General features: G+C 37.6%; 21 protein-coding genes. 16 read left to right on the top strand and 5 right to left on the bottom strand.

Features of this window, described 5'->3' with window-relative positions; genetic code table 11:
- Positions 1–169 precede the first annotated feature (169 nt).
- Both MRZ19_RS03710 and moaC read right to left on the bottom strand, forming a co-directional pair.
- Positions 170–1,237, bottom strand: coding sequence for a Cj0069 family protein (locus MRZ19_RS03710; RefSeq protein WP_291030465.1), 1,068 nt, complete (start codon positions 1,235–1,237; stop codon positions 170–172).
- A 120-nt stretch (positions 1,238–1,357) separates the two neighbouring features.
- Complete coding sequence (gene moaC, locus MRZ19_RS03715) at positions 1,358–1,837, bottom strand: cyclic pyranopterin monophosphate synthase MoaC (RefSeq protein WP_291030467.1); 480 nt, start codon at positions 1,835–1,837, stop codon at positions 1,358–1,360.
- A 139-nt stretch (positions 1,838–1,976) separates the two neighbouring features.
- Between moaC and MRZ19_RS03720 the strand changes: the two genes are divergently transcribed.
- From MRZ19_RS03720 to MRZ19_RS03775, 12 genes are all read left to right on the top strand, one after another.
- Complete coding sequence (locus MRZ19_RS03720; RefSeq protein WP_291030469.1) at positions 1,977–2,882, top strand: DMT family transporter; 906 nt, start codon at positions 1,977–1,979, stop codon at positions 2,880–2,882.
- Positions 2,883–2,897: 15 nt separating this feature from the next.
- Positions 2,898–3,533 (top strand): disulfide bond formation protein B, encoded by a 636-nt coding sequence (locus MRZ19_RS03725; protein ID WP_291030471.1) that lies wholly within the window; start codon positions 2,898–2,900, stop codon positions 3,531–3,533.
- Between the two features lie 33 nt (positions 3,534–3,566).
- Complete coding sequence (locus tag MRZ19_RS03730; RefSeq protein ID WP_291030895.1) at positions 3,567–3,809, top strand: DUF4492 domain-containing protein; 243 nt, start codon at positions 3,567–3,569, stop codon at positions 3,807–3,809.
- Between the two features lies 1 nt (position 3,810).
- A complete protein-coding gene (locus tag MRZ19_RS03735) occupies positions 3,811–5,328 on the top strand; it encodes a cytochrome ubiquinol oxidase subunit I (RefSeq protein ID WP_291030472.1) in 1,518 nt (505 codons plus the stop codon).
- A gap of 13 nt (positions 5,329–5,341) precedes the next feature.
- Positions 5,342–6,457, top strand: coding sequence for a cytochrome d ubiquinol oxidase subunit II (cydB, locus tag MRZ19_RS03740; RefSeq protein ID WP_291030474.1), 1,116 nt, complete (start codon positions 5,342–5,344; stop codon positions 6,455–6,457).
- A gap of 276 nt (positions 6,458–6,733) precedes the next feature.
- On the top strand, positions 6,734–8,002 hold the full coding sequence (gene gabT / locus MRZ19_RS03745) for a 4-aminobutyrate--2-oxoglutarate transaminase (protein WP_291030476.1): 1,269 nt from the start codon (positions 6,734–6,736) through the stop codon (positions 8,000–8,002).
- Entirely contained in the window at positions 7,999–9,429 is a 1,431-nt protein-coding gene (locus MRZ19_RS03750; protein ID WP_291030477.1) for an NAD-dependent succinate-semialdehyde dehydrogenase, read from the top strand. Before gabT ends, MRZ19_RS03750 begins: the two co-directional genes overlap by 4 nt.
- A 35-nt stretch (positions 9,430–9,464) precedes the next feature.
- Positions 9,465–10,814, top strand: coding sequence for a hypothetical protein (locus MRZ19_RS03755; protein ID WP_291030479.1), 1,350 nt, complete (start codon positions 9,465–9,467; stop codon positions 10,812–10,814).
- A gap of 2 nt (positions 10,815–10,816) precedes the next feature.
- Positions 10,817–12,118 (top strand): aromatic amino acid transport family protein, encoded by a 1,302-nt coding sequence (locus MRZ19_RS03760; protein WP_291030481.1) that lies wholly within the window; start codon positions 10,817–10,819, stop codon positions 12,116–12,118.
- A 60-nt stretch (positions 12,119–12,178) separates the two neighbouring features.
- Positions 12,179–13,135 (top strand): glutarate dioxygenase GlaH, encoded by a 957-nt coding sequence (gene glaH / locus MRZ19_RS03765; protein ID WP_291030483.1) that lies wholly within the window; start codon positions 12,179–12,181, stop codon positions 13,133–13,135.
- 10 nt (positions 13,136–13,145) lie between these two features.
- Positions 13,146–14,348: an L-2-hydroxyglutarate oxidase gene (gene lhgO / locus MRZ19_RS03770; protein ID WP_291030485.1), complete on the top strand. Its 1,203-nt coding sequence runs from the start codon at positions 13,146–13,148 to the stop codon at positions 14,346–14,348.
- 60 nt (positions 14,349–14,408) lie between these two features.
- Positions 14,409–14,981, top strand: a complete 573-nt coding sequence (locus MRZ19_RS03775; RefSeq protein WP_291030487.1) for a flagellar FLiS export co-chaperone — start codon at positions 14,409–14,411, stop codon at positions 14,979–14,981.
- Here the strand turns inward: MRZ19_RS03775 and MRZ19_RS03780 are convergent.
- Genes MRZ19_RS03780 through MRZ19_RS03790 form a run of 3 tightly spaced genes read right to left on the bottom strand, consistent with a single transcriptional unit; the run spans position 14,978 to position 19,473 of the window.
- Positions 14,978–18,424 (bottom strand): homocysteine S-methyltransferase family protein, encoded by a 3,447-nt coding sequence (locus tag MRZ19_RS03780; RefSeq protein ID WP_291030489.1) that lies wholly within the window; start codon positions 18,422–18,424, stop codon positions 14,978–14,980. The two genes, MRZ19_RS03775 and MRZ19_RS03780, sit on opposite strands and share 4 nt — an antisense overlap.
- Positions 18,425–18,434: 10 nt before the next feature.
- Positions 18,435–18,992, bottom strand: coding sequence for a DedA family protein (locus MRZ19_RS03785; protein WP_291030491.1), 558 nt, complete (start codon positions 18,990–18,992; stop codon positions 18,435–18,437).
- A gap of 7 nt (positions 18,993–18,999) precedes the next feature.
- Positions 19,000–19,473, bottom strand: coding sequence for a peptidylprolyl isomerase (locus MRZ19_RS03790; protein ID WP_291030493.1), 474 nt, complete (start codon positions 19,471–19,473; stop codon positions 19,000–19,002).
- 76 nt (positions 19,474–19,549) lie between these two features.
- Between MRZ19_RS03790 and MRZ19_RS03795 the strand changes: the two genes are divergently transcribed.
- Genes MRZ19_RS03795 through MRZ19_RS03810 form a run of 4 tightly spaced genes read left to right on the top strand, consistent with a single transcriptional unit; the run spans position 19,550 to position 24,563 of the window.
- A complete protein-coding gene (locus MRZ19_RS03795; RefSeq protein WP_291030495.1) occupies positions 19,550–20,293 on the top strand; it encodes a hypothetical protein in 744 nt (247 codons plus the stop codon).
- Between the two features lie 60 nt (positions 20,294–20,353).
- Positions 20,354–22,828: a DNA topoisomerase (ATP-hydrolyzing) subunit A gene (gene gyrA, locus MRZ19_RS03800; protein ID WP_291030497.1), complete on the top strand. Its 2,475-nt coding sequence runs from the start codon at positions 20,354–20,356 to the stop codon at positions 22,826–22,828.
- Positions 22,828–23,265, top strand: coding sequence for a hypothetical protein (locus MRZ19_RS03805; protein WP_291030499.1), 438 nt, complete (start codon positions 22,828–22,830; stop codon positions 23,263–23,265). Before gyrA ends, MRZ19_RS03805 begins: the two co-directional genes overlap by 1 nt.
- Positions 23,262–24,563, top strand: coding sequence for a sigma-54 dependent transcriptional regulator (locus MRZ19_RS03810; RefSeq protein ID WP_291030501.1), 1,302 nt, complete (start codon positions 23,262–23,264; stop codon positions 24,561–24,563). The genes MRZ19_RS03805 and MRZ19_RS03810 overlap by 4 nt, the downstream gene beginning before the upstream one ends.

Below are 24,563 nucleotides of genomic sequence, written 5' to 3' on the forward strand. Positions count from 1 at the left end.
CCTAGAGAATAATCCTAGCTTTGAAGATGATATTATTAGCATTGTGCAAGATATTACTAAAAGTGTAGATGCAAAGTATTCTAATGCATCAGGTTATACGGATTCTGCAATAAAAACAAGTTTAGAGATTAGTGTGTAGGGTGGGCGTAATTGCCCACCTTTGTTAGGGTTATGCCTTTTTCTCACTGACAATATCAATGATATTATCGCCTACCATTACAGCGATTTTTGCCATATATTCCACAGGGCTTGTAAAGCCAACGCAAGAGCAATTAATTTCACCTAAAATGTAGCGGTCTTTGCCATTTTCATCAGTGTCTAAAATAAAATCTGCTGTCCAAATTAAGGGTAAATCATAGTTTCCAAGCTTAGATTTAATAGAAGGAAGCTGCCCTAAGAACCAATCTACAAGCTCTTGCCAGTCTTTTGGCTCATCATAGCGGTATTTTGCACCGCTAAAAAGAGTTGCAGAAAAGGCATCGCCACCTTCAGCAGGCTTTTTATGCACGACATACACAGGAGTTTTATAAAGCATTAGGATTCTAATTTCTCCTTCTTTAATGCGCGGAAGGAAAGTCATATCTACAAGCATTCCATTATCGCCAATGATATATTGCTCACAAAAATCCATAAACTCTCCAAGTTTGCGTTCCTCGCTATGATTATCCTTGGCTTCTGTGCAAATGATTTTTGTATCAAGGGGCAAGGAATCACAAGTGTTATAAGCACCTTCTGCTAATCGCACGCGCCAAATCCCTTCCCCTGTGGAGCCACGATTTTGCTTTAACACTCTCTCACCCTTTGCTAGGCTTTTTGGGAAAGTTTTTTTAAAAGTTTCAATATCATAATACGCATAGGTGTCATCTGGCACAAGTGGAGTGTCTGCAAGCTTTGTTAAAGCATCTTTTGCGCCATAGCCAATCATTGCATCAGGGTGAGGCATACCCACAAGTCCATCAGCACAAAGTTTGCGCAATACTTCAAAGTAAAGTTTTTCTTCTTTTAGATTTCCCGGATTCACGCGTGAAACATAGCCATCTGCGGTATCTCTTACGCGCTGATAGATTTTATTGCGTTCGTTTTCATTGCGCAAAATATCATCGCTAAAAAACACAACTTCTGCATTCCAGCCTTTGTCCTTTAGCGCATTTACCATAGGCATTGTGTCCCTTCTGTATCCATCAGGTCCTTTATCGCTTCCGCCAACTGCTTCAAAGAAAATAATATTCTTTTTCATTAAACACTCCTAATTTTGTAATCTTTGAGTTTCTGATAATAGTAAAATTTGGCTTATAGACATACAAAAATTATAATTTATAAGTAATTTTTAAGTTTTATGTTACAAAAATTTGCACTTTTAAGTGTTTTTGCGCATAAAATTCCCATTTTTACCTCCCTTTTTTTCTAAGAGGCAAATTTCGCTTAAAACCATTGTTTTATCAAGGGATTTTACCATATCATAAATGGTGAGAAGTCCGATATTTACGCCCATTAACGCTTCCATTTCTACGCCTGTTTGTCCAAAGGTTTTAGCACACACTTCTAAAACAAAGGCATTTTCGCTTTCAAGCTCTGTAATATTGCATTTCACACTGCTTAAAAAAAGCGGATGGCACATAGGAATTAGCTCTGAAGTGCGTTTTGAGCCCATAATTGCAGCGATGATTGCAGTTTGCAGCACTGCTCCTTTTTTGACATTTTGTTCTTTAATCGCATTAAATGCTTCTTTGTTCATTGTGATTTTACCACTAGCAATTGCCTCTCTTTGTGTGGAATCCTTTGTGGAAATATCTACCATTTTTGGGTTTTGGCGTGTATCTAAATGCGTGAGTTCCATTTTTATCCTTTCAAGAAGTTTGTAAAACATAATTTTGTCATTTTTTAGCATTTTTGGGAATGCGTTTAAGGGTTTGGATTGCTAAGAATTAGGTGGCAATTTGCTATAATGCGCCTTTATTTTGGACTTTAAAAGAGAAATGATGTCTAAAAGTGTTGTGTTTTCTATTTTATTGGTTTGTGCGATGTTGTTTTGGGGAGCATCTTGGCCTAGTAGTAAGGTTCTTGTAGGTTATACTGGTGCAGATGTGATTACATTTTGGCGTTTCTTTTTTGCGCTTTTAGCTTCTATTCCCCTTGTGATTGCCCTTAGGATTCCACTTAAAATTGATGGTAAGGCATTTAAATTTTTACTCATTGCTACGGTGTTAAATTGTTTATATTCCTTAATGTTTTTTGTGGGATTAAATTATGGTAGCGCAGGAAAGGGTGGTGTGCTTGTAACAACGATGACCCCTGTGTTTGTGTATGTTTTAACCTTTTGGCTTTATAAAACCCAAAAAGATAGCAGCAAAGTGATGCGAGGTAATGAGATTTTAGGATTAATTTTAGGCGTGTTGGCTGGAATTTGCTTATTAGATTTAGGAAATTTACAGACACTTTTTAGCAAATTTAATGTCTTTTTTGTGCTGTGTGCGTTGGATTGGGCAATTTTAACATTGGTGTGCCAGCGTGTTAGAATCCATCCTGTTGCAATAAATTTTTACATTACGCTTTTTAGTGCGGTGTTGTTTTCTCCTATTTTTTTGATGCAATCTGCAATGCTAGAGATTTTTAGCTTTGATTTGCGCTTTTGGTGTATGCTTTTAATCATTGCTGTGCTTTCAACTGCTATTGGAACAAGCATTTATTATATGGGAATTGCACAAGTTGGCGCACAAAAGGCAAGCTCTTACCCGCTTTTAGTGCCTGTGTTTGCACTAGTGACTAGCTTTTTAATTTTAGGAGAGATTCCAAGTGTTTTAACGCTAATAGGTGGGTGCATTGCAATTTTTGCGATTTATCTTATTAATCTTTATAAACCTAAGCAATCTAGGAATCTTTAAATCAAAGGTGAGTGAATGCAGAATCCTAAGAGTTTTTTGGAAATTTTAAGTTTTAGTCAAAAGCGTTGTGTTTGGATTGCATTTGCTGTTTTTGCGTTTTTAATTGTGGCGTTTTCGCATTTTGTGTTGCAAGAATATTTGTTTTTGCAGCCTTGTGAGCAATGCGTGTATATCCGCTATGCCTTTATTGTGCTAGGACTTGGTTGCTGTGTGATTGCGCTTTCTCCTAGAAGTATTTTTGGGCTTTTTGGGATTTTCATTTGTGCTTATGCGCTTGCTAGGGGAGTTTTAGCGGCATTTATGCTAAAGGGAATCCAAAACGCATTGCAGAGTGAAACTTTTGTTTTTGGATTAAAAGGCTGTTCGCTTAATCCAAAATTTGATTTTAATCTTCCGCTTGATGTTTGGATTCCAACTCTTTTTGCTCCTAGTGGCTTTTGTGGAATGGATTTGCCTATGCTAAATAGAATCCAAATGCTATCGCCTATGCAAGAGTGGTTTGTTGCTTTGTATGCAGATGGTTGGTATCTCATTCCAACATTGAAGTTTGGAACAATGGCGGAGTGTGCATTGTTTATTTTTGTGGTTTATGGAGTTGGAATCGGAATTTTATTTTTGACAAATTTCTATAAAAAGTCAAATAAAATTTAACCAAAATTTATTATTAAGCGTTTAACAAGTTATATTTACCTAAAATCGCTGTTTTTGATAAGGAAAATTATGAATTTGCTTAAAAATATTGTGTTGTTTTATAGGGATGGGTTTAGAAATATGCAGCTTGGTAAAACCTTGTGGCTTGTAATTTTCATTAAACTTTTTGTGATGTTTGCTGTGCTTAAAGTCTTTATTTATGACACTTCATTGCGAAATTTTGAGACACAAGAAGCAAAGAGTGATTTTGTTTTAGAAAATCTTACAAAGGAGTAAAATGGAATTAAGTGTGGATTGGAGCAGGGCGCAGTTTGCACTCACTGCGATTTATCATTTTTTATTTGTGCCTTTAACGCTTGGGCTTTCTTTTATCATTGCGATTATGGAAAGCATTTATGTTAAAACGGGTGATGAAGAGTGGAAAAGAATTACTAAGTTTTGGCTCACACTTTTTGGGATTAACTTTGCTATTGGTGTGGCAACGGGCATTATTATGGAGTTTGAGTTTGGCACAAATTGGGCAAATTATAGTTGGTTTGTGGGAGATATTTTTGGTGCACCGCTAGCTGTTGAAGGGATTTTTGCTTTTTTCTTAGAGGCAACATTTTTTGCTGTGATGTTCTTTGGTTGGAATCGCGTTTCAAAAAGATTCCATTTAATCTCTACTTGGCTTGTGGCAATTGGAAGTAATATCAGTGCATTTTGGATTCTAGTGGCAAATGGTTGGATGCAATATCCTGTTGGCACGCTATTTAATCCGGATACTGCAAGAAATGAAATGACAAGCTTTTTAGAGGTGGCACTCTCTCCTGTGGCGGTGTCTAAATTTTTGCACACAATTGCTAGCGGATATGTGATTTCTGCCCTTTTTGTAATGGGAATTAGTGCTTGGTATTTGCTAAGGGGTAGGCATTTTATGGAGGCGAAAAAAAGTTTGGTTGTGGGGGCTTCTTTTGGGCTTTTGACTTCTATTTTCTTATTCTTTAGTGGCGATGAGAGTGCTTATCAAGTGACGCAAAAACAGCCGATGAAGCTTGCAGCAATGGAAGGGATTTATGAAGGAGAACACAGAGCGGGGCTTGTGGCGTTTGGAATCTTAAACCCTAACAAAAAGCCCGGTGATGATGAGAATGTGTTTTTATTTGACTTTACGATTCCTTATGCACTTTCAATTCTAGGGCAAAGGGATACAGAAGGCTTTATTGCAGGGATTGATGATTTGCTTTATGGAAATGAAGAAAAAGGGATTCCACCAATGGATGCTAGGATTCAAAGTGGACAATTAGCCGTGCAAGCATTGAAAGATTATAAGGCGGCAAAGGCGGAGAATAACACGGCTTTAATGCAAGAATCACGCGCAATTTTACAAGCAAATATGCATAACTTTGGCTATGGATATTTGGAGAATAAAGAACAAGCAGTGCCCCCTGTTGCTTTAACCTTTTATAGCTTCCATTTAATGGTAGCACTTGGAAGTTTTTTCTTTATCTTATTTATTGTTGTGTTATATCTTGCAATGGCAAATCGCATAGAGAGATTTAGAAAAATTCTTTGGCTTTGTGTGATAGCGATTCCGCTAGGTTATGTTGCAGCAGAAGCAGGTTGGATTGTTGCGGAAGTTGGCAGACAACCTTGGGCGATTCAAGATTTAATGCCAGTGCATATTGCTGCAACAAAGCTTTCACACATTGATGTGCAAATTTCATTCTTTATTTTTCTTGTGTTATTTACCGCTTTGCTGATTGCAGAGCTTGGGATTATGACAAAACAAATCAAAAAAGGCTTTGCCCATTAATAAAGGAGGATGGATGTTTTTTGGATTAGAACACGCTAGCTTGCAGGTGTATTGGTGGATTATCTTAAGTTTGCTTGGTGGATTGCTTGTATTTATGTTTTTTGTGCAAGGCGGGCAGGGATTGATGGATAAACTATCAAGCAATGCAGAAGAAAAAACGCTTTTAATTAATTGTTTAGGGAGAAAATGGGAGCTTGGTTTTACGACGCTTGTAGTTTTTGGTGGAGCTGCATTTGCGGCGTTTCCGCTGTTTTATAGCACGAGTTTTGGAGGGGCTTATTGGGTTTGGCTTGCGATTTTATTTTGTTTTATTTTGCAGGCTGTGAGTTATGAATACAGAAAAAAAGAAGGCAATTTTTTAGGGAGTAGAACTTATGAGATTTTTTTAAAAATCAATGGAATTTTGGGTGTGTTTTTGATTGGTGTGGCAGTTAGCACATTTTTTGCAGGTTCAGAATTTGTGTTAGATGAAAATCGTTTTGTAGAATGGAAGGGTGCTTTTAGGGGCTTAGAGCAGCTTGCTAACCCTTTTAACTATCTTTTAGGAATTGCACTTGTGTTTTTAAGCAGAATTCTAGCAGAGAGTTATTTTGTAAATGCGATTGATAATGCGCAAATTGTAGAGAGAGCTAGAAAAGATATGTTAATGAATACACTTTTATTTTTGCCCTTCTTTTTAGGATTCCTTGCTTGGATTTGCTTAAAAGATGGGTTTTTTGTAGATAGTGCTGGGGTTGTGAGTTTGCAGCCTTATGTGTATTTGCAGAATTTTTGGGATAATCCTATTCTTTTGGCGATGTTGCTTGTAGGAGTTGTGCTAGTGCTTGGTGGAATCTATGGAAGTCTAAAATGCACAAAAGGGATTTTTCTACTAGGTGTTGGCGTGGTGCTTAGTGTAATGTCAGTTTTCTTAAATGTGGGCTTAGGGAATAGCGCATTTTATCCTTCAACAACGGATTTACAAAGCTCACTTACAATTGCTAATGCAAGCTCTAGTTATTACACGCTTAGTGTTATGGGATATGTGAGCTTATTTGTGCCTTTTGTTCTTTGGTATATTGTGTATGTTTGGAGAGTTATGGATTCTAAAAAACTTTCTGCTGATGATTTAGACGACCATTCTTATTAAGGAGAGTTTATGGTTTATACATTTTTTTTAATTTTGTTGTGGCCTTTGGTGATTTTTCTCTGTTACAAATTTATATTTCTAAACATAAATGAGCTAAAAAGTAACACACAAGAATGTGATGCAAACAATCAAAATGAAGGATAATAACGCCTATATTATCGGCGTTTCTTAAGTTTTATTCCCTGAGGTAAGCACTTATTTTAAAACTTTTTAATAATTTTTATATAGAAAAAGTTATACGATATTTGAAAATTTTAAGAGACTAAGGAGAACTTGATGGAAAGTTTAACGCAAAGAAGGATTGCAGCGACACCAAAGGCGATAGGTATTGCTTGTGATTGGTTCGTGGAGGAAGCAAATAATGCTACACTAAAAAGCACAGATGGCAGGGAGATTATAGATTTTGCTTCTGGTATTGCTGTTTTAAATGTGGGGCATAGGCATCCAAGAGTAATAGAGGCAGTGAAGAAGCAATTGGATAAATTTACGCATACTGCCTATCAGGTTAGTCCTTATGAAAGTTATGTGGAATTAGCAGAAAAGATTAATCAGCTTGCACCTATTGATGGGAAGAAAAAGACTTGCTTTTTTACCACAGGTGGCGAGGCAACAGAAAATGCGATTAAAGTGGCAAAGGCATATACGAAACGCTATGGAGTGATAGCTTTTGGTGGGTCTTTTCATGGACGCACATCTATGGCTGTGAGTATGACAGGTAAAGTTGTCCCTTATAAAGCAGAGATTGGGATTGGAATGCCCGGGGTGTATCACGCTCTTTATCCTAATGCTCTCCATAATGTAAGCACGCAAGATGCAATTAAAAGTTTAGAGCATATTTGTAAAAGCTCCATTTCTCCTTATGATGTTGCGGCGATTATTTTTGAGCCTGTGCAAGGAGAGGGGGGGTTTAATCCTGCTCCTAAGGATTTTGTTCAAGCATTAAGAGAATTTTGCGATACGCATAACATTGTTTTAATCGCTGATGAAGTGCAAACAGGTTTTGCTAGAACAGGAAAAACTTTTGCAATGGAGCATTTTGGTGTGAGTGCGGATATTATCTGTATGGCTAAGAGTTTAGGTGGAGGATTTCCTATTTCTGGTATTGTTGGTAAAGAAGGGATTATGGATGCACAAAATCCCGGTGGAATGGGAGGAACTTATGCGGGAAGTCCTCTTGCAACAACGGCTGCGTTAGAAGTGTTGAAAATCATTGAGGAAGAGCATTTAAATCAGAAAGCTGAGACATTGGGTAATCAGCTAAAAACTAGATTAAAGCGTTTAAAGACTGAGGAGAATATTCAAGAGATTGCTGAGATTAGAGGGCTTGGCTCTATGGTGGGTGTAGAGTTTTTTAGAAATGGTGAGCCTAGTGCAGATTTGGCTAAGGCTATCCAAAAAGAAGCGATGGATAGGAATTTACTGCTTTTGACTTGTGGTTCTTATGGGAATGTTATTAGATTCTTATATCCTTTAACGATTCCGCAAGAACAATTTGATAAAGCATTGGAAATTGTTTGTGAATCTATTAAAAAGGCTGTGCAATGAATTTTGAACTTTTAAACCATAGTTTTGTTAGCCAAACAAAAAATGAGGATTACATTCCCGTGTGCAATCCTGCAACTTCTCAAGAGATTGCTTATGTGAAAAATGTTTCTTACGATGCTTTACAAGAAATGATTGTCCAGTCAGAAAAAGCTCAAAAGAAATGGGCTTCTATGTTAGCTTTAGAAAGGGCTGATATTTTGCTTAAATGGTATCACTTGATGTTAGAACACAAGGAAGATTTAGCAGTGATTTTAACAAAGGAGATGGGAAAGCCTTTAAATGAAGCTAGAGGGGAAATTGTTTATGGAGCGAATTTTTTGCGATGGTTTGCCGAGGAGTGTCGTAGAGTTGATGGGGATATTATTCAGCCTGTGGCAAAAAATCAAAAAATTCTTGCTTTAAAACAGCCTATTGGTGTTTGCGGTGCAATAACCCCTTGGAATTTTCCTTGTGCGATGATTACTAGAAAGGTTGCTCCTGCATTAGCTTGTGGTTGCACAATGCTTGTTAAGCCTGCTACGCAAACTCCTCTAAGTGCTTATGCTATGCTTGTTTTAGCTTTAAAAGCGGGTGTTCCAAGTGATGTTTTACAGGTGGTTACAGGAGATTCGCGTATGATTTCAAAAGTTTTATGTGAGAGTGATATTGTGCGTAAAATCACCTTTACAGGTTCTACGGAAGTTGGGCGTTTATTGATGCAACAAAGTGCGCCTACCATTAAAAAACTTTCTTTAGAGCTTGGAGGGAATGCACCTTTTATTGTTTTTGATGATGCGGATATTGATAAGGCAGTAGATGGAATCTTAATGTCAAAATTTAGAAATAGTGGGCAGACTTGCGTGTGTGCAAACAGGATTTATGTGCAAAGTAGTGTCTATGAAAAAGTGAGTGTGGCATTAAAGAAAAAAGTTGAGTCTTTAAAACTTGGAGATGGGTTAGAAAAGGACACAACACAAGGACCTTTGATTGACAACAAGGCAGTACAGAAAGTTAAAGAGCATATTAGTGATGCAATTTCTAAAGGTGCTGAAGTGCTTGTTGGAGGGAAGGCTAGCGACTTGGGGCATAGTTTTTTTGAGCCAACTATTTTAACAGGGGTTACTCAAAATATGTTGGTTGCTTGTGAAGAGACTTTTGGTCCATTAGCTCCTTTATTTAAGTTTGAAACAGAAGAGGAGGTGGTTGCAATGGCAAATGATACGGAGTTTGGTTTAGCAGCGTATTTTTATACCAACAATGCAGCAAGACAATGGCGTGTTAGTGAAGCTTTGGAATATGGAATTGTAGGAATTAATACAGGCATTATATCCACTGAAGTTGCTCCTTTTGGAGGCGTTAAACAAAGCGGATTGGGCAGGGAAGGTTCAAAATATGGTATTGATGATTATTTAGAACTTAAATATGTGTGTATGAGCTTAAGTGATTAAATAAAGAATTTTAATCTTAAACAAAAGGATAGAGAATGGCAGTGATGAAGAATAATCAAGATCACGGTTTGTTGCATGAGCATACGACAGATGAGTCAACGCACATCATTGGTGAAAATCAGAAATCTTCAAGATTTTCTTTAATGATGGCTTGGTGGGGGGTGTGTAGTGCGATGTTCTACATAGTTGTAGGTGTTGCTATGGCGCAAGCTTATGGTACAAAGAATGCTATCATTGGTTTGTTAATTACTGTGGTGGCTTATGCAATTTTAAACGGCATCATTTCGCGTTATGCTATTAAAACAGGGCTTTCTGTCGCATTATTTTCAAGAGTTTTATTTGGGCATACAGGAGCAGCTTTAGCGACTCTTATTTTCTTTGCAACTGCTATTTATTATGCTGTATTTGAAGGTTCTGTTATAGCAGCAGCTTTTAACCATCAATTTCCTTCTGTTGCTTATTGGATAGGTGCTTTGATTGTAGTTTTATATAGTGTGCCACTTATTTTTGGCTCTGTGCAACATTGGCTTGATAAATTTAATGGTATTTTGCTTCCGCTTTATCTTTTAGGATTGCTGGGTGCTGTTGTTTATGCAACTATGGAATATGGCTATAATGATGCTTGGCTGAGTATGGGTCCTGAAGAGATCCCTGAGTATGGTTGGTGGAATACAGCAGTTTATTATATGGGTGTTTGGATACTGATGATGTTCACTTTTGATTTTGCACGCTTTGGTAAAAAAGAGGATTCCACATTTCATTCTGTGATTACATTTGGAATCCCTTTTTATCTTGTGTCCTTTGTTTTAGCGGCACTTGTTGGGATTTATTTGGTAAGCATTGTTCCTGCTGAAACTGGTGCTTTATCTGAAACAGCAGCGGCAGTTGCGTTTATTGATTTAATGGGCTTTTTAGGTTTAATTTTTGTATGGATTACACAGACGCGGATTAATACTGCAAATTTTTTCCTTGCAACGACAAATATGCAAGCCTTTTTCCAAGAGACTTTAAAGCTTGATTTTTCAAAATATGTGTGGGCAGTGATTGTTGGTATCGTTGTATTTTTATTAATGCTTATTGATGTGTTTGCTTATCTTTTACAGGCTTTAGCTTATCAGGGAATTTTTGTTGTTGCGTGGGTTGCGATTGCTTTAGCGCATATACTCCATCCAAAAAGAGAGGAGTATTTTGGTACCATACCTGAAGTGCGTTCAGATAAGTTGCCTGCTTTAGAGTTTAGCGGTCTAATTGCTTGGTTTGTATCAAGCATTGCTGGTGTGTTAATTTATCATTCATCTTGGGGAGCGAATTGGTATGCAACCATCACATTTTTTATTGCTTTTTTTGCCTATATTATTTTATTAAGAGTTAAATTTAAAGGATAGTAGTGCAATTAAAAGACGCTAGAGAAGAGTTTTTTGCCGAACTTAAAGGGCATCCTATCAATAAAAGACTCACGTTTTTTGAAGGTGTGGCTATGCTAGTTGGAACAAATATTGGTATAGGGATTTTATCCATAGCACACACTTCTAAAAGTGCTGGTTTTTTGCCTCTTTTGTTTTGGCTAATTGTGGCAGGTCTTTTATCCACTGTAACGATGCTTTATATTGCAGAAGCAAATATGAGAACCAAAGAGAAGTTACAGCTTACAGGTTTGTGTGTGAAGTATTTAGGAACTCCTGCAAAGTGGATAATGTTTTTATCTGTGGCTGTAACTTCTATTGGTGCATTGATGGCTTATGAAAAGGCAAGTGGAAGGATTTTAAATGAATTGCTAGGGATTCCAAATTATCTTGGCAGCATTTTGTTTTTTATCCCTGCTTCTTTGGTGCTTTGGCTTGGACTAAAAGCGATTGGTAGGGGTGAGAAGCAGATTGTTGGCATAATGTTTGGAATCCTTTGCACATTAGTTATTTTTACATTTTTTAAGCAACAGACAGATTTTGGCCATCTTTTAGAGCTTGGTGAGAATTATATTGTTGCAAGCGTGCCGATTTTTAATGTTGTTGTTTTTGTGTATTCTTCGCAATATATTGTTCCTGAAATGTCTAGAGGGTTTGCGCATACTCCTGAAAAACTGCCTAAGGCTATTATTTTAGGAAATATCATTACTTTTGGTATGCTTACCCTTATCCCTTTATCAGCTATAGCAATAGAAGGTTTGCAAAATGTTTCTGATGTTGTTACTCTTTCTTGGGGAAAAGCTATTGGGGAATGGGCTTATTATGTCGCTAATATTTTTGCCTTATGCGCCATTTTAACTTCTTATTGGGCATTAGGGGGTATGTTTTTAACAAATATTGCCAACCATATTAATGCAGATGCAGAGAATAACTTAAAGAATCGTTTTTTTATTTTGCTTTTTGTGGTGATTCCTCCCTTAGCACTTGTGCTTTTGGGTGTGATTGAGAGCGTGGATCAAGCTTTGTATTATCCCGGTGTGGTAGGAGCTTTAGTTTTGAGTTTGTTTCCTATGTTGATTTTACATAAGGCAAGGAAACTTAATGAGCAAAAAACAGATTATGTGTGTTCTAAATTTCTTACGAGTTGGATTGTTAAATTTTTCATTATTATTGTGTATTTAGCAGCTACTTTTGGCTCTATTTTGCAACATTATGGAGTTTTAACACAAGCAACAGAGTATTTATTAAAATTTTTAGGAATGCAAAGCCTTATGGGAGCTTCATAAGAGCGTTTGTACCATTGGGTTATAATTAGAATTAAAACATTTTATTTTTAAGGAGAAATTATGAAAAACTTGACAACAAAAACTTTTAGTGTGGAACCTACGAAATATTCTAAGCGACTTTTGCAAGTTGTTTTTGACAAGAAAGTTGTACAAGAATTTCTTAAGCAAACAGCAATATATCCTGTGCAGGCTTTGGAATATAAAGCTTTTTTACGCTTTAGAATCGCACAAATTTTAGATAATCTTTGTGAGAATCAACTTAAGCCATTTTTGGAGCAAGCACTTAGCGATAGGGAGACTGGAGCTTTGCTTGTTAATCCTTTGGGAGTAGATAAAGTGGAGCAGGGTGATGAAATGGTAAAAATTGCGACTGCTTTTGTGCATTTAATTGGCTGTTCAAATTTTGATTCAATGACTGGTAAGTTTTATGCAAGATGGGCAGTTGTAAATACAGATAATTCTGATAGCTATTTAAGACAACCACAAAAACCTCTTGAGCTTCATAGTGATGGAACTTTTGTTAATGAAATAACAGATTATGTTTTGATGTATAAGATTGATGAGCAAAATATGCAGGGGGGAGATTCACAGCTTTTACACCTTGATGATTGGGAAGAGCTTGATAAGTTTTATAACCATCATCTTGCAAAAAGAGTAATGCGTTGGTCAGCTCCGCCAAGCAAAAATGTTACTGAGGATGTGTATCATCCTGTTTTTGAGGCGGATAGCCACGCCAAACCTGTGATGCTTTATATTGATCAATTTGCACAACCTAAAGACTATGAAGAAGGGGTGTATTTAGCGGATTTGGGTGATTCTTTGGAGAATTCAAAGGCAAAATTATCTTTTCCAGTTCCAGTGGGGCAGTTTTTATTAATCAATAATCTTTTTTGGCTGCACGGGCGTGATAAATTCCAGCCACATCCTGATTTAAGAAGAGAACTTATGCGTCAAAGAGGATATTTTTCTTTTACTACTAACCCTTTTAGCCGTTATAAACATTTTAAAAATTTTTAAAGGATAAAAATTGATTTATGATTTTGTGGTAGTTGGAGGGGGCATTTTAGGGCATTCAGTGGCTATGCAACTGATTGAGAAATATCCAGATAGCAAAATTGCACTTTTGGAAAAAGAGCATTCTAGTGCTTTGCACCAAACCGGGCATAATAGTGGAGTCATTCACGCTGGAGTGTATTACACTCCGGGCACTCTAAAGGCAAATTTTTGCTATGAAGGAAATAGAGTAACTAAGGCTTTTTGTCAAGAAAATGGTATAAAATATGATGAGTGTGGAAAGTTGCTTGTGGCTACGAATGATCTTGAAATGCAAAGAATGGATGCTCTTTGGGAAAGAACTAAAGAGAATGGGCTTGAGAGATATAAGCTTGATGCTAAAGAGCTTAAAGATAAAGAATCTAACATTACTGGTTTAGGGGGAATATTTTTTCCTACAAGTGCCATAGTGAGTTATGTGGAAGTTACAAATGCTATGGCAAGAAAATTTAAGGAAAAAGGGGGAGAGGTTTTTTATGATTGCGAAGTGGTATCTTTAACCGAGCATTTAAGAGGAATGAAAATCCAAACAAAAAAAGGTGTTTTTGAGAGTAATTATTTGATCACTTGTTGCGGATTACATTCTGATAAAATTGTAAAAATGTTAGATGTTGAGTTGCCTTTTGTGATTTGTCCTTTTAGGGGAGAATATTTTCAATTAAACTCTAAACACAATGCTATTGTCAAACATTTGATTTATCCTATTCCAGATCCTGCAGTGCCTTTTTTAGGAGTGCATTTGACAAGAATGATTGATGGCAGTGTTACAGTTGGTCCTAATGCTGTGTTGGCTCTTAAAAGGGAAGGTTATAAAAAAAGCGATATTAGCCTTAGTGATATTGGACAAATGTTGATGCATAAGGGAATTAGAAGAGTAATTGCTAAAAACTTTAAAATAGGTTTAAGTGAGTTCAAAAACTCTTTTTATAAAAAGGGTTATTTGTCCTTAGTGCAAAAATATTGTCCCTCTTTGACTTTAGAGGACTTAACTCCATATCCCTCAGGAGTTAGGGCACAGGCTGTAAGTAATGATGGAGAGTTGATAGAAGACTTTTTATTTGTAAATACAAAAAGAAGTGTTAATGTTTGTAATGCTCCAAGTCCAGCAGCAACTTCTGCAATTCCCATAGGAAGACATATTTTAGAAAAAGTGGTTACTATGGTGCAGGAGAGTTAGACTACAAAAAGTGGAATAGAAAGTGCTTATAATTCCTAGAAAATCTTAAAAGGAGTTGTGATGCTATCAAAAGTAAATCCCTACGGATTAGGGAGCGTTTATCAAAAGCCACAGGCAGATGTAACTGCAAATGTGGAATCCAAAACCACACAAGAACAAGTCGCTTCTCAAGCTACGCAAGAAGCGCAAGAACTTCCTAATCTCTCTCAAAACGCATTAGAGATTCGCAAATTTACTGATGGGGTTAAAGGTGCAAATGAAATGGTAGGTGCAATGCAAATTGCTGATATTACGCTTAATGCGCTAAGTAATCAAATCAAAAGCAGCGGAAGTGATTTAAATGCCCTTGATACAAGCGCAAAGGCGGCTCAATTTAAGGGAGAAGCACTTTTTGGAAAAGAGCTTACAATCTCTCTAGCAGGGGAGAGCGTGTCGTTATCCTTGCCACTTCCTAGCCAAATGGAAGGGGATTTGGGGGAAAATCTTGCAAACAAGCACCAAGAAATTAGTGATAAAATGGGGCAAATTAGCGGATTGATTGAAAAGGCAAGCTTGCCATTTAGTGCACCAAATGGTCAAAGCTTTGATTTTGAAAACTTTGATCCTAGCTCGCTTAAAGGAATCTTTGGTTAAATCGCAAAGTATTTTGCATCTTTATAAGGCACAATCAGTGCTGAAGTTGTCGCTTCTGGAGTCATTTGGTAGGTTTCACTCAGTGTAATCCCAAAAGATTCTGGATTTAAAAGTTTGAAAAGTCCAAGACTTAAAGATAAATCAGGGCAAGCGGGATAGCCAAAGGAATAGCGTTGTCCGCTTTTGGAATCTAAATTCAACTCTTGACGCACTCTTGCGTGGATAAAGTCTGCTAAAGCTTCTGCTAAGTCCATTCCCAAAGCGTGTGCTAAATAATACTTGTGATACTCTCCGTCTTTATAAAGTGCTTCTTCATAAGGGGCGAAGTTATGCCCGCTAGAAACCAAATGCAAGGCGCAAACATCTCCCTTTGGGTTAAAATAATCGCTTAAGCATAAATAGGGCTTTTTGCTACTGCGTGGAAATAAAAAAGATTCCATATCGCTAAAATCTGCATTTGCGCTTAACTCTAAAATCAAGCCATCTTCTAGGTTTTTAGGCTCTTTGGTGCGTGTGTGAAAATACCCATAAAGCACTATGGGCTTAAAGAGTTGTTTTTCTATAAATTCTTGCTTTAAGGCTTGAAAGGTGGGCTCTAGTGTTTTTGTTTTTAACTCCAAATATTCCTCTTTTTTAAGCTTGCTATACCCCCAGCGGTGCTTAAAAAGCAAGTCTTTGTCAATGTAGCTAAAGACGGAATCTAGTTCGCTTAAGGTAAGCTCTAGTGAAGTTGCGCCAAAAAAGGGAGGAGTGTGTGGGATATAATCAAACTCTAGCTCGCATTTTGTGGGCTTTGGGGCGGAATCTTTTTGCAAGTTTTGTTCTAGCTTTTTTGCAAGCCTTGCTTCTTGCCTTGCTTGTTTTTCTTGTGTTTTGCCTGCCTTATCACTAGGGAGTGTTAAATCGCTAAAATCGCCACTTTGGATAATCTGCATTGCTGCAACGCTATCAAAGGCGTCTTTACAATAAAAAATAATACCATCATAGTTTGGACGACAATATTCCTCAACAAAATTGCGATTAAGTGCCGCTCCACCTAGCATTATAGGAATCGTAATGCCGCGCCTTTTTAGCTCTTCTAAGTTTTCTTTCATCACAAGTGTGGATTTTACTAAAAGTCCGCTCATACCAATACAATCCACCTTTTGATTCTCTAGCACTTCTAAAAACTTCTCTAACTCTGCTTTGATCCCTATGTTAATCACGCTAAAGCCATTGTTTGTTAGGATAATATCCACAAGATTCTTGCCCACATCGTGCACATCGCCTTTTACCGTGCCTAAGACGATGGTTGTTTTGTGTGTGCTTTGCTTTTTGGGTAAAAAGGCATTGAGATAATCCACGCTTTTTTTCATCACTTCTGCACTTTGTAAAACAAAGGGGAGTTGCATTTCTCCATTGCCAAAGCGTTCTCCTACGATTTTCATTGCATCAATTAAAATTTCATTAATGATAATTTCTGGGTTAATGGAATCCTTTGCTAGGGGTAAGAGATTTTGCATTGCGTTTAAATCACCATTGATTAGGTATTTTTGGATTCTATCTTCTAGGGGCAATGTGCCGTCCTCTTCTGTGCTTTGAAGTTCCATTGCGCCTTTGTTTTCAAAATGTTTAATGAAGGCATACAAGGGATCGCTAGTTTGTGTGTGGTTAAAAATCAAATCTTCACAAATTTTAATATCTGTTTCATCTAGGCGCGCATAGGGGATAATGTGTGCCACATTTGCAATTGCTGAAGTGAGTCCTTGTTTAATGGCGTGGTGCAAAAAGACGGAATTAAGACGGATTCTGCCTTCTTGGCTAAGTCCAAAAGAGATATTAGATAGCCCTAGCGTTGTTCCAGCCTTTGGGAAAATCTCACTTAAGGTTTTAATGGTTTCTAGCGTTTCAATTCCGGCGGTAAAATACTCCGCATCGCCACTTCCTATGGTAAAGGTTAATGGGTCAAAAATGATGTCTTCTTCTCTTAGGTTATGCACGCTTTTAGCACGTTCCATCATTCTTTTAGCGCATTCAATTTTTCTTGCATAAGTTTTACACATTCCTTGTTCATCAATGGTTAAGCACACAAGGGCTGTGCCAAATTTTTTGGCTAAACTTGCGACTTTATCAAATTTTCCGATTCCATCTTCTAGGTTTGCTGAATTGATAATGGGGCGTCCGCCGATGTGTTTTAGTGCAATCTCTAGTGCATTTACTTGTGTAGAATCAGGCATTAAAGGGAGAGTGATTTTTGTTGCATAAAGTGGAATTAATGCTTGCATATCCTTTTCTTCATTGCGCCCTGCAAAGGCTACGCTAAGATCTAGGCAATGTGTGCCACTTCGCACTTGTGCATTGCCCACACTTAAAGCCCCTTCATAATCTTCTTTGAGCAACAATTCTCTAAAGGCTTTAGAACCTGTGGCATTAGAGCGTTCGCCTATTAGCAAGGGGGCGGGGCTTTGCTTTAATTCTTTGTAGTCAAAAAGTGAAGTGATACAAGGCGTTACAGAGTTTTTGGGCGGAAGTGGTTTATGGTTGGCTGTTTTTTGCACAAGCATTTTAATATGCTCTGGCGTTGTTCCACAGCAGCCACCTAAAAGCGCAACTCCTTCTATTTCTAAAAAGCCTTGCTCTATGGCACTAAACTCTTCAGCTTGCATAGGATAATATGTGATTCCGCCCCTATTTTCTGGCAATCCTGCATTGGTGTGGATGGAAATGGGAAATTTACAAACTACACTTAAATCTTGTAAATGCTTGCGTGCTAAGTCTGGTCCTAAGCCACAATTAATTCCTAAAGAGAGAAGATTAAAGGGTTCTAAAATGTAAAAAAGCGTTGTAATATCTGTGCCTATTAGCATTGTTCCGGTAGTTTCAATGGTAACTGAAACCATTATTGGAATCTCTGGTGCAATAGCTTGGCAAGCGTGTAAAGCGGCTTTAATCTGTAAAGGATCTTGTGCGGTTTCTAGCAAAATAATATCTGCTTTAGCTTCTTTAAAGCCTTCCACACAAACACAATAGCCGCTAAACATTGTGTCATAATCGATATGTCCTAGGCTTGGAAGTTTTGTTCCTGGTCCTAAAGAAGCGGCGATAAAGAGTGCGTCCTTTTGATTTTCTAAGGGCTTATGCGCTTTTATGCACTCCTTTGCTAATGTGATTCCAACTTTTGCAATCTCCTTGCATTTCTCTTGTAAATCATATTCTGCAAGCACCCAAGGCATCACGCCAAAAGTATTTGCTTTTAGAATATTTGCACCAGCTTGCAAGTAGCTTGTATGAATGCTTTGAATCACATTTGGCGCAAAGAGATTAAGGGCTTCTGAACAGCCATCTAGTTTTTCACCCTTTGTGTTAGTTTCCCAAGATTGTATGGTATGCTTTTGAATCTCTGTTCCCATTGCGCCATCTAGGATTAGCACGCGTTCTTTGATTAATGTTTGAATAGGGTGCATTTTGGATTCCTTATTTTTTGGTTGCTTGTTTTAGCCAAAGCCACAGACTACCTAATAACACAGCGATAAATAGCGGCGCAAGGAATGGATATTCCCCTAGCATTTCAAAGCTTTTAATTAGGATTCCGCCTGAAAAATAGCCTAAAAGTCCAATGCTAACTCCCCAAATGATTGCACCAATGGCGTTGTAAAGATTAAATTTAGCTAAAGAGTAGGGCGTTAGAGCAATAGCAAGTGGGACAAGTGTTTTTAAGCCATAGATGTATTTTTTCATCACAATGATGATTGAGCCGTATTTGCGCATTAGAATATGCACTAAGGCAAGTTTGCGCCGATGTTTTGTAAGATAAGGGCGCATCATAGTTTTTTGGTAGCGCGAAAGATAAAAAAGTAGCCAATCCCCTAGAAAGTTTGCAATCACTGCTACTAGAATGCTAAGGCTTAAGTCCATTTTCCCAGTAAAGCTTAACACGCTTGCACCAACAAGAGCGATAAATCCGCCACCAAGCGAATATAGAAATAAAATCACATAGCCATATTTTGCAATTAAATCAATTGTTTCTTGCATAAAAACTCTAAGCAATAATTTTTAGGATTTTATCATTTTGTTTGAGAGAATCCAAAACCTTTAGACTTTCTTCATCTTCAATTTGCCCAAATATTGTGTGCTCACCATCTAAATGGGGCTGGGGTGCAAAACAGATAAAAAATTGGCTTCCTCCTGTATCTCTTCCAGCGTGTGCCATTGAGAGTGTGCCTTTTATGTGCTTGTGTGGATTGTTGTCTAACTCGCAAGCAATTTTATATCCCGGTCCGCCCCTGCCACTGCCTTCAGGGCATCCTCCTTGTGCGACGAATCCTGGAATTACACGATGAAAGATTAAGCCATTATAAAAGCCGCTTTGTGCTAGATGTGCGAAGTTTGCCACGGTGTTGGGGGCATCATCTGGGAAAAGTTTGATTTTCATATTGCCTTTTTCTGTGTAGATGAGTGCGTATTGTAATTTTTCTAATTCTTCTTTTTTGAGATTGAATGCTTTTAATTCCATATTTTAAAACCTTTGTGTAAAATCAAGGCTTTTATTGTAGTATTTTAAGGTTTAAAAAATCCAAAAAAGGATTCCAATGGCAAAGATAATTTTAGGAATAATGCTTGTGTTTCTTAGTGCAAATGCAAAATACCCAGATTGGTTGCAATATGGTGTGAAAGTTATTGCGGAGTTTGATGTGCCAAATAAGAGTGTCCAGCAATACAATGAAGGCTATGGACTAATTATCAACGATGGGCTTGTGCTAACAAGTGCTAGCATTGTATTTGAAGGTAAAAGAGCAAAGGATATTACGCTCTACCATACAGAAGCACTTGGGCAGCCTATTGCTTGTTTGTCGCACGCTAGAATTTTAGCCGTAAATGATAATTTAGACTTGGCTGTGCTTGTAGCAGAGAGATTTACAGATATTTATTGCAATGTTTTGCCAGAGCCAAATTTTAGGGAATTGAGTTTTGGAAAAAACTATTTTAATCTTCTTTTATTGCCTATTGATTTGCCTTTGGATGAACGCTTGGAAATTTCGTATTTTAAAGAACACGATTGGTCGCAATTTTTAAGAGAAAAGATTGTGTTTGGGGATTTTTTAGAATTATCACAAAAAGAGAAAGAGAAATTGCGCGGAATGCCCTTGTTTGTAGAAAATGAATTTTTAGGGCTTAAAATAAAGGAATCCAAAACGCATTCTGTTGGAATCCTCACACATAGAGAGATTTTAGGCTTTTTGTGTGAAGTAGAGCGGGAAACTTCTGTGTTAAAGGGGAGGCAGGATTTTAATGTTTTTTGCAATACACCCTTAGATTTGCAAAGCACGCCTTAGCAAGATTAAAGCCAATTTTAAGTAGAATTGCGCCTTAGTAGTTTTTTAAAAAGGGAATAAATGTCTGACTTGCTAAATTTAAATCAAGACATTCAAAATGTTAATATTGAAGATTCCATTAAAGAGAGTTATCTTGATTATTCTATGAGCGTCATTATTGGGCGTGCATTGCCTGATGCAAGAGATGGGTTAAAGCCTGTGCATAGGCGGATTTTATATGCGATGTATGAGCTTGGTGTAACTTCGCGCGTGGCGTATAAAAAGAGTGCTAGGATTGTGGGTGATGTGATTGGTAAATACCATCCACACGGCGATACGGCGGTTTATGATGCGCTTGTTAGGATGGCACAAGATTTTTCTATGCGCTTAGAACTTGTTGATGGGCAAGGAAACTTTGGTAGCATTGATGGGGATAGTGCTGCTGCTATGCGTTACACAGAAGCTAGAATGACACAGGCGGCTGAGGAAGTTTTGCGTGATATTGATAAGGACACGGTGGATTTTCTCCCAAATTATGATGATACTTTAGAAGAGCCAGATATTCTGCCTAGTCGCTTGCCAAACTTACTGATTAATGGCTCTAATGGAATTGCTGTTGGTATGGCAACAAACATTCCGCCACACAGAACTGATGAAATTATTGATGCGCTTGTGCATTTAATTGACAATCCAAAAGCAAGTTTAGATGAGATTTTGCAACACATTGAAGGTCCAGACTTCCCAACAGGTGGAATCATTTATGGCAAAGGTGGAATCCGTGAGGCTTATGCAAGTGGTAGAGGACGCATTAAAATCCGTGCAAAAACGCATATTGAAAAAACAAAAACAAAAGATATTATTGTGATTGATGAGATTCCTTACCAAGTTAATAAAGCGCGTTTAGTGGAGCAAATTGCCGAACTTGCAAAAGAAAAGGCGATTGAGGGAATCGCTGAAGTGCGCGATGAGTCTGATAGAGAAGGGATTAGGGTTGTGATTGAACTTAAGCGTGAGGCAATGAGTGAAATTGTGCTAAATCATCTCTTTAAATCTACGCCGATAGAGAGCACATTTGGAATCATTTTACTTGCAATTTATAATAAAGAACCAAAGGTTTTCACACTTTTAGAATTGTTAGATTTATTCCTATCGCATCGTAAAAGCGTGGTGATTCGCCGCACCATTTTTGAGCTAGAAAAGGCAAAGGCTAGGGCGCATATTTTAGAAGGCTTAAGAATTGCCTTAGAAAATATTGACGCAATCGTTGCGCTAATTCGCGCAAGTAGTGATGCAAAAGTTGCAAAAGAAGGCTTAATGACGCAATTTAGCCTAAGTGAGATACAAGCACAGGCAATTTTGGATATGCGCTTACAACGCTTAACAGGCTTGGAGAGGGATAAAATTGAAAATGAATACCAAGCGTTGTTAAAAGAGATTGAGCATTTAAGTGCGGTTTTAAAAAGTGAGAGTTTGCTAAATGGAATCATAAAAGAGGAGTTGCTAGAGATTAAAGAGAAGTTTTCTACCAAGCGTTTAACAATTATTGAAGAGGATTATGAAAGCATTGATGTGGAGGATTTAATCCCAAATGAACCTGTGGTAGTAACAATGAGCCATAGGGGTTATGTGAAGCGTGTGCCGGTGCGCACTTATGAAAAGCAAAATCGTGGCGGCAAGGGTAAGATTTCAGCAAATACGCACGATGATGACTTTATTGAAAGCTTTTTTGTCTCAGATACACACGATACGATTTTATTTATCACAGATAAGGGGCAGTTGTATTGGCTAAAGGTGTATAAGATACCAGAAGCAAGTAGGACGGCAATTGGTAAGGCAGTTGTCAATCTTATTAATCTCTCCCCTGATGAAAAGATTATGGCAACAATCACGACAAAAGATTTTAATTCTGATAAATCGCTTGCATTCTTTACAAAAAATGGAATCATTAAACGCACAAATTTAAGTGAGTTTAAAAACATTAGAAGTTTGGGCGTTAGAGCGATTAACTTGGATGAAAATGACGCACTAGTTACTGCAAAAATTATTAGTTCTAACATTAAAGAAATTTTAGTGGTAACTTATGAAGGAATGTGCGTGCGCTTTGGCGTGGATGATGTGCGTGAGATTGGGCGTGCTGCGCGCGGTGTAACAGCGATTAAATTTAAAATGCCAAAGGATTATGTGATTGGTGCAGCAGTGATTGCTGATGCAAATGAAGAGATTTTAAGTGTGAGTGAAAAAGGGATTGGAAAACGCACAGAAGTCAATGAATATCGCATTACAAAGCGTGGAGGCAAAGGCGTGATAGCAATGAAGCTTACGCCAAAAACAGGTAAGCTTGTAGGGATTGTAAATGTGGATGAAAATATGGATTTAATGGTGCTAACAAGTAGCGGTAAGATGATTCGCGTGGATATGCAAAGCATTCGCAAAGCAGGGCGTGCGACAAGTGGCGTGATTATCGTTAATGTAGATGATGATAAGGTGGTATCTATCGCAAGGTGTCCTAAAGAAGAAGAGCAAGCTGATGAGAATGAGTCTGGATTGTTGGAGTGATGCTTAGGATTCTATGGGGAATTGTATTTTGTAGTCTATCTTTGGAGGCTTTAGAATATTTGTTTTCTTATAGAGTTGCAATTAAAAATGGAATCATTTTAAATGAAAAATACAATTTTTCTCCCGCAATGGTAAGTGCTAAAATGTTAGATAAAGTCCGAAGTCCTTATAGAAAATGTGAGATTGCACACGATGCAAAGAATGAGAAGGAATTTATTTATACCCATAAAGGAGAGATTTTGGAATGCTTTTTTCATTGGGGTGTGCGCTTAGAGGATCGCAGTGAAGTGCAAAATTTACAGGGTAAATCTTTAACTTTGCTTGCGATTCCACCTTCGCGCATTAAGATTGACTATGAAAATGGAATCGCAACGATTTATGCACTCATTAAAGAAAAAAAAGCGGAAGATTTTAAGAGCGCAAAGGAGGAGAGATGAAATTAGCCGTTGTTGAAGATGATATTAATATGCGTAAATCCCTAGAAATTGCACTAGGGGAATATGAAGAATTTGAAGTGGTGAGCTTTAAAAGTGCAAAGGATGCGCTAAAAAAACTTGATGATTCCTTTGATTTAGTGATTACTGATATTAATATGCCACAGATGGATGGAATAGAATTTTTGCGCACGCTAAATGGGCGTTATGAGGCGTTAATCATTACAGGCAATGCGACTTTAAATAAGGCGATTGATTCCATTCGTCTTGGCGTTAAGGATTTTTTAACCAAACCTTTTGAAATTGAAACGCTTGTAGAAGCAATCCACAGAGCAAAAAAAGCAAAAGAAGTCCTAACAAAAGTCAAGGCAAAGCCACAAAATATGGCAGAGAACAAGCAGTTTATTGCAAGCTCACCAGCACTTGAAGGTGTATTAAAGCTTGCTAACAAAGCCGCTAAAACTGATGCTTCGGTGCTTTTGCTAGGGGAGAGTGGAGTGGGAAAGGAGTTGTTTGCAAATTTTGTCCACGCAAATTCTTTAAGGGCTAGCGCACCTTTTATTGCGTTAAATATGGCAGCAATCCCGGAAAACTTATTGGAATCTGAACTTTTTGGCTATGAAAAAGGGGCTTTTACAGATGCAACAGAAGGAAGGATTGGAAAGTTTGAAGCAGCAAATGGTGGAAGTATTTTTTTAGATGAAATTGGTGAGATGCCTATGGGACTTCAAGCAAAGCTTTTGCGTGTGCTGCAAGAAAAGGAAGTGGTGCGGCTTGGAAGTAGTAAGCCCATTAAAATAGACATTCGCTTTATTGCGGCAACAAATGCGGATATTGAAAAAAAAATTAAAAAGGGGGAGTTTAGAGAGGATTTATTTTTCAGATTGCAAACAATTCCTGTAAATATTCCCCCATTGCGTGAGCGCACAGAAGAGATTATTCCGCTTTGTGAGTGGAAACTAGCACAAGTGGATGTGCAATATGGAATCGGAATGAAACAATGGGGCGATGGGGCAAAGGAACAGCTGCTTGCTTATTCTTGGCCGGGTAATATTAGGGAATTGCTTTCTGTGATAGAGAGGGCGGCGATTTTATGCGAAGATGGTGTGATTATGCCAGAAGATTTATTCTTAAGTTCAAGAGAGAGTGGTGGTAAGAAAAAAATTGCAAATTTAGAAGAAGAGCTCATTTATGAAGCTTTAAAGAATTGCGATTCTGATGTGGATGGTGCAGCAGAATTATTGGGCTTTACAAAAGATGTATTGTTAAATAAAATTGAGCGTTATAGTATCAAGTTGTAA

Source organism: Helicobacter sp. (assembly GCF_022770205.1).
Taxonomy (GTDB): Bacteria; Campylobacterota; Campylobacteria; order Campylobacterales; family Helicobacteraceae; genus Helicobacter_D.

Bases quoted from the DNA above. Each gene is read 5' to 3' on its own strand.
- cydB (WP_291030474.1), top strand. From the start codon at position 5,342: ATGTTTTTTGGATTAGAACACGCTAGCTTGCAGGTGTATTGGTGGATT.
- glaH (WP_291030483.1), top strand. From the start codon at position 12,179: ATGAAAAACTTGACAACAAAAACTTTTAGTGTGGAACCTACGAAATAT.
- MRZ19_RS03785 (WP_291030491.1), bottom strand. From the start codon at position 18,992: ATGCAAGAAACAATTGATTTAATTGCAAAATATGGCTATGTGATTTTA.
- MRZ19_RS03725 (WP_291030471.1), top strand. From the start codon at position 2,898: ATGCAGAATCCTAAGAGTTTTTTGGAAATTTTAAGTTTTAGTCAAAAG.
- gyrA (WP_291030497.1), top strand. From the start codon at position 20,354: ATGTCTGACTTGCTAAATTTAAATCAAGACATTCAAAATGTTAATATT.
- MRZ19_RS03795 (WP_291030495.1), top strand. From the start codon at position 19,550: ATGGCAAAGATAATTTTAGGAATAATGCTTGTGTTTCTTAGTGCAAAT.
- MRZ19_RS03775 (WP_291030487.1), top strand. From the start codon at position 14,409: ATGCTATCAAAAGTAAATCCCTACGGATTAGGGAGCGTTTATCAAAAG.
- MRZ19_RS03710 (WP_291030465.1), bottom strand. From the start codon at position 1,237: ATGAAAAAGAATATTATTTTCTTTGAAGCAGTTGGCGGAAGCGATAAA.
- gabT (WP_291030476.1), top strand. From the start codon at position 6,734: ATGGAAAGTTTAACGCAAAGAAGGATTGCAGCGACACCAAAGGCGATA.
- MRZ19_RS03750 (WP_291030477.1), top strand. From the start codon at position 7,999: ATGAATTTTGAACTTTTAAACCATAGTTTTGTTAGCCAAACAAAAAAT.
- MRZ19_RS03735 (WP_291030472.1), top strand. From the start codon at position 3,811: ATGGAATTAAGTGTGGATTGGAGCAGGGCGCAGTTTGCACTCACTGCG.
- MRZ19_RS03790 (WP_291030493.1), bottom strand. From the start codon at position 19,473: ATGGAATTAAAAGCATTCAATCTCAAAAAAGAAGAATTAGAAAAATTA.
- MRZ19_RS03780 (WP_291030489.1), bottom strand. From the start codon at position 18,424: ATGCACCCTATTCAAACATTAATCAAAGAACGCGTGCTAATCCTAGAT.
- MRZ19_RS03810 (WP_291030501.1), top strand. From the start codon at position 23,262: ATGAAATTAGCCGTTGTTGAAGATGATATTAATATGCGTAAATCCCTA.
- MRZ19_RS03720 (WP_291030469.1), top strand. From the start codon at position 1,977: ATGATGTCTAAAAGTGTTGTGTTTTCTATTTTATTGGTTTGTGCGATG.
- moaC (WP_291030467.1), bottom strand. From the start codon at position 1,837: ATGGAACTCACGCATTTAGATACACGCCAAAACCCAAAAATGGTAGAT.
- MRZ19_RS03805 (WP_291030499.1), top strand. From the start codon at position 22,828: ATGCTTAGGATTCTATGGGGAATTGTATTTTGTAGTCTATCTTTGGAG.
- MRZ19_RS03755 (WP_291030479.1), top strand. From the start codon at position 9,465: ATGGCAGTGATGAAGAATAATCAAGATCACGGTTTGTTGCATGAGCAT.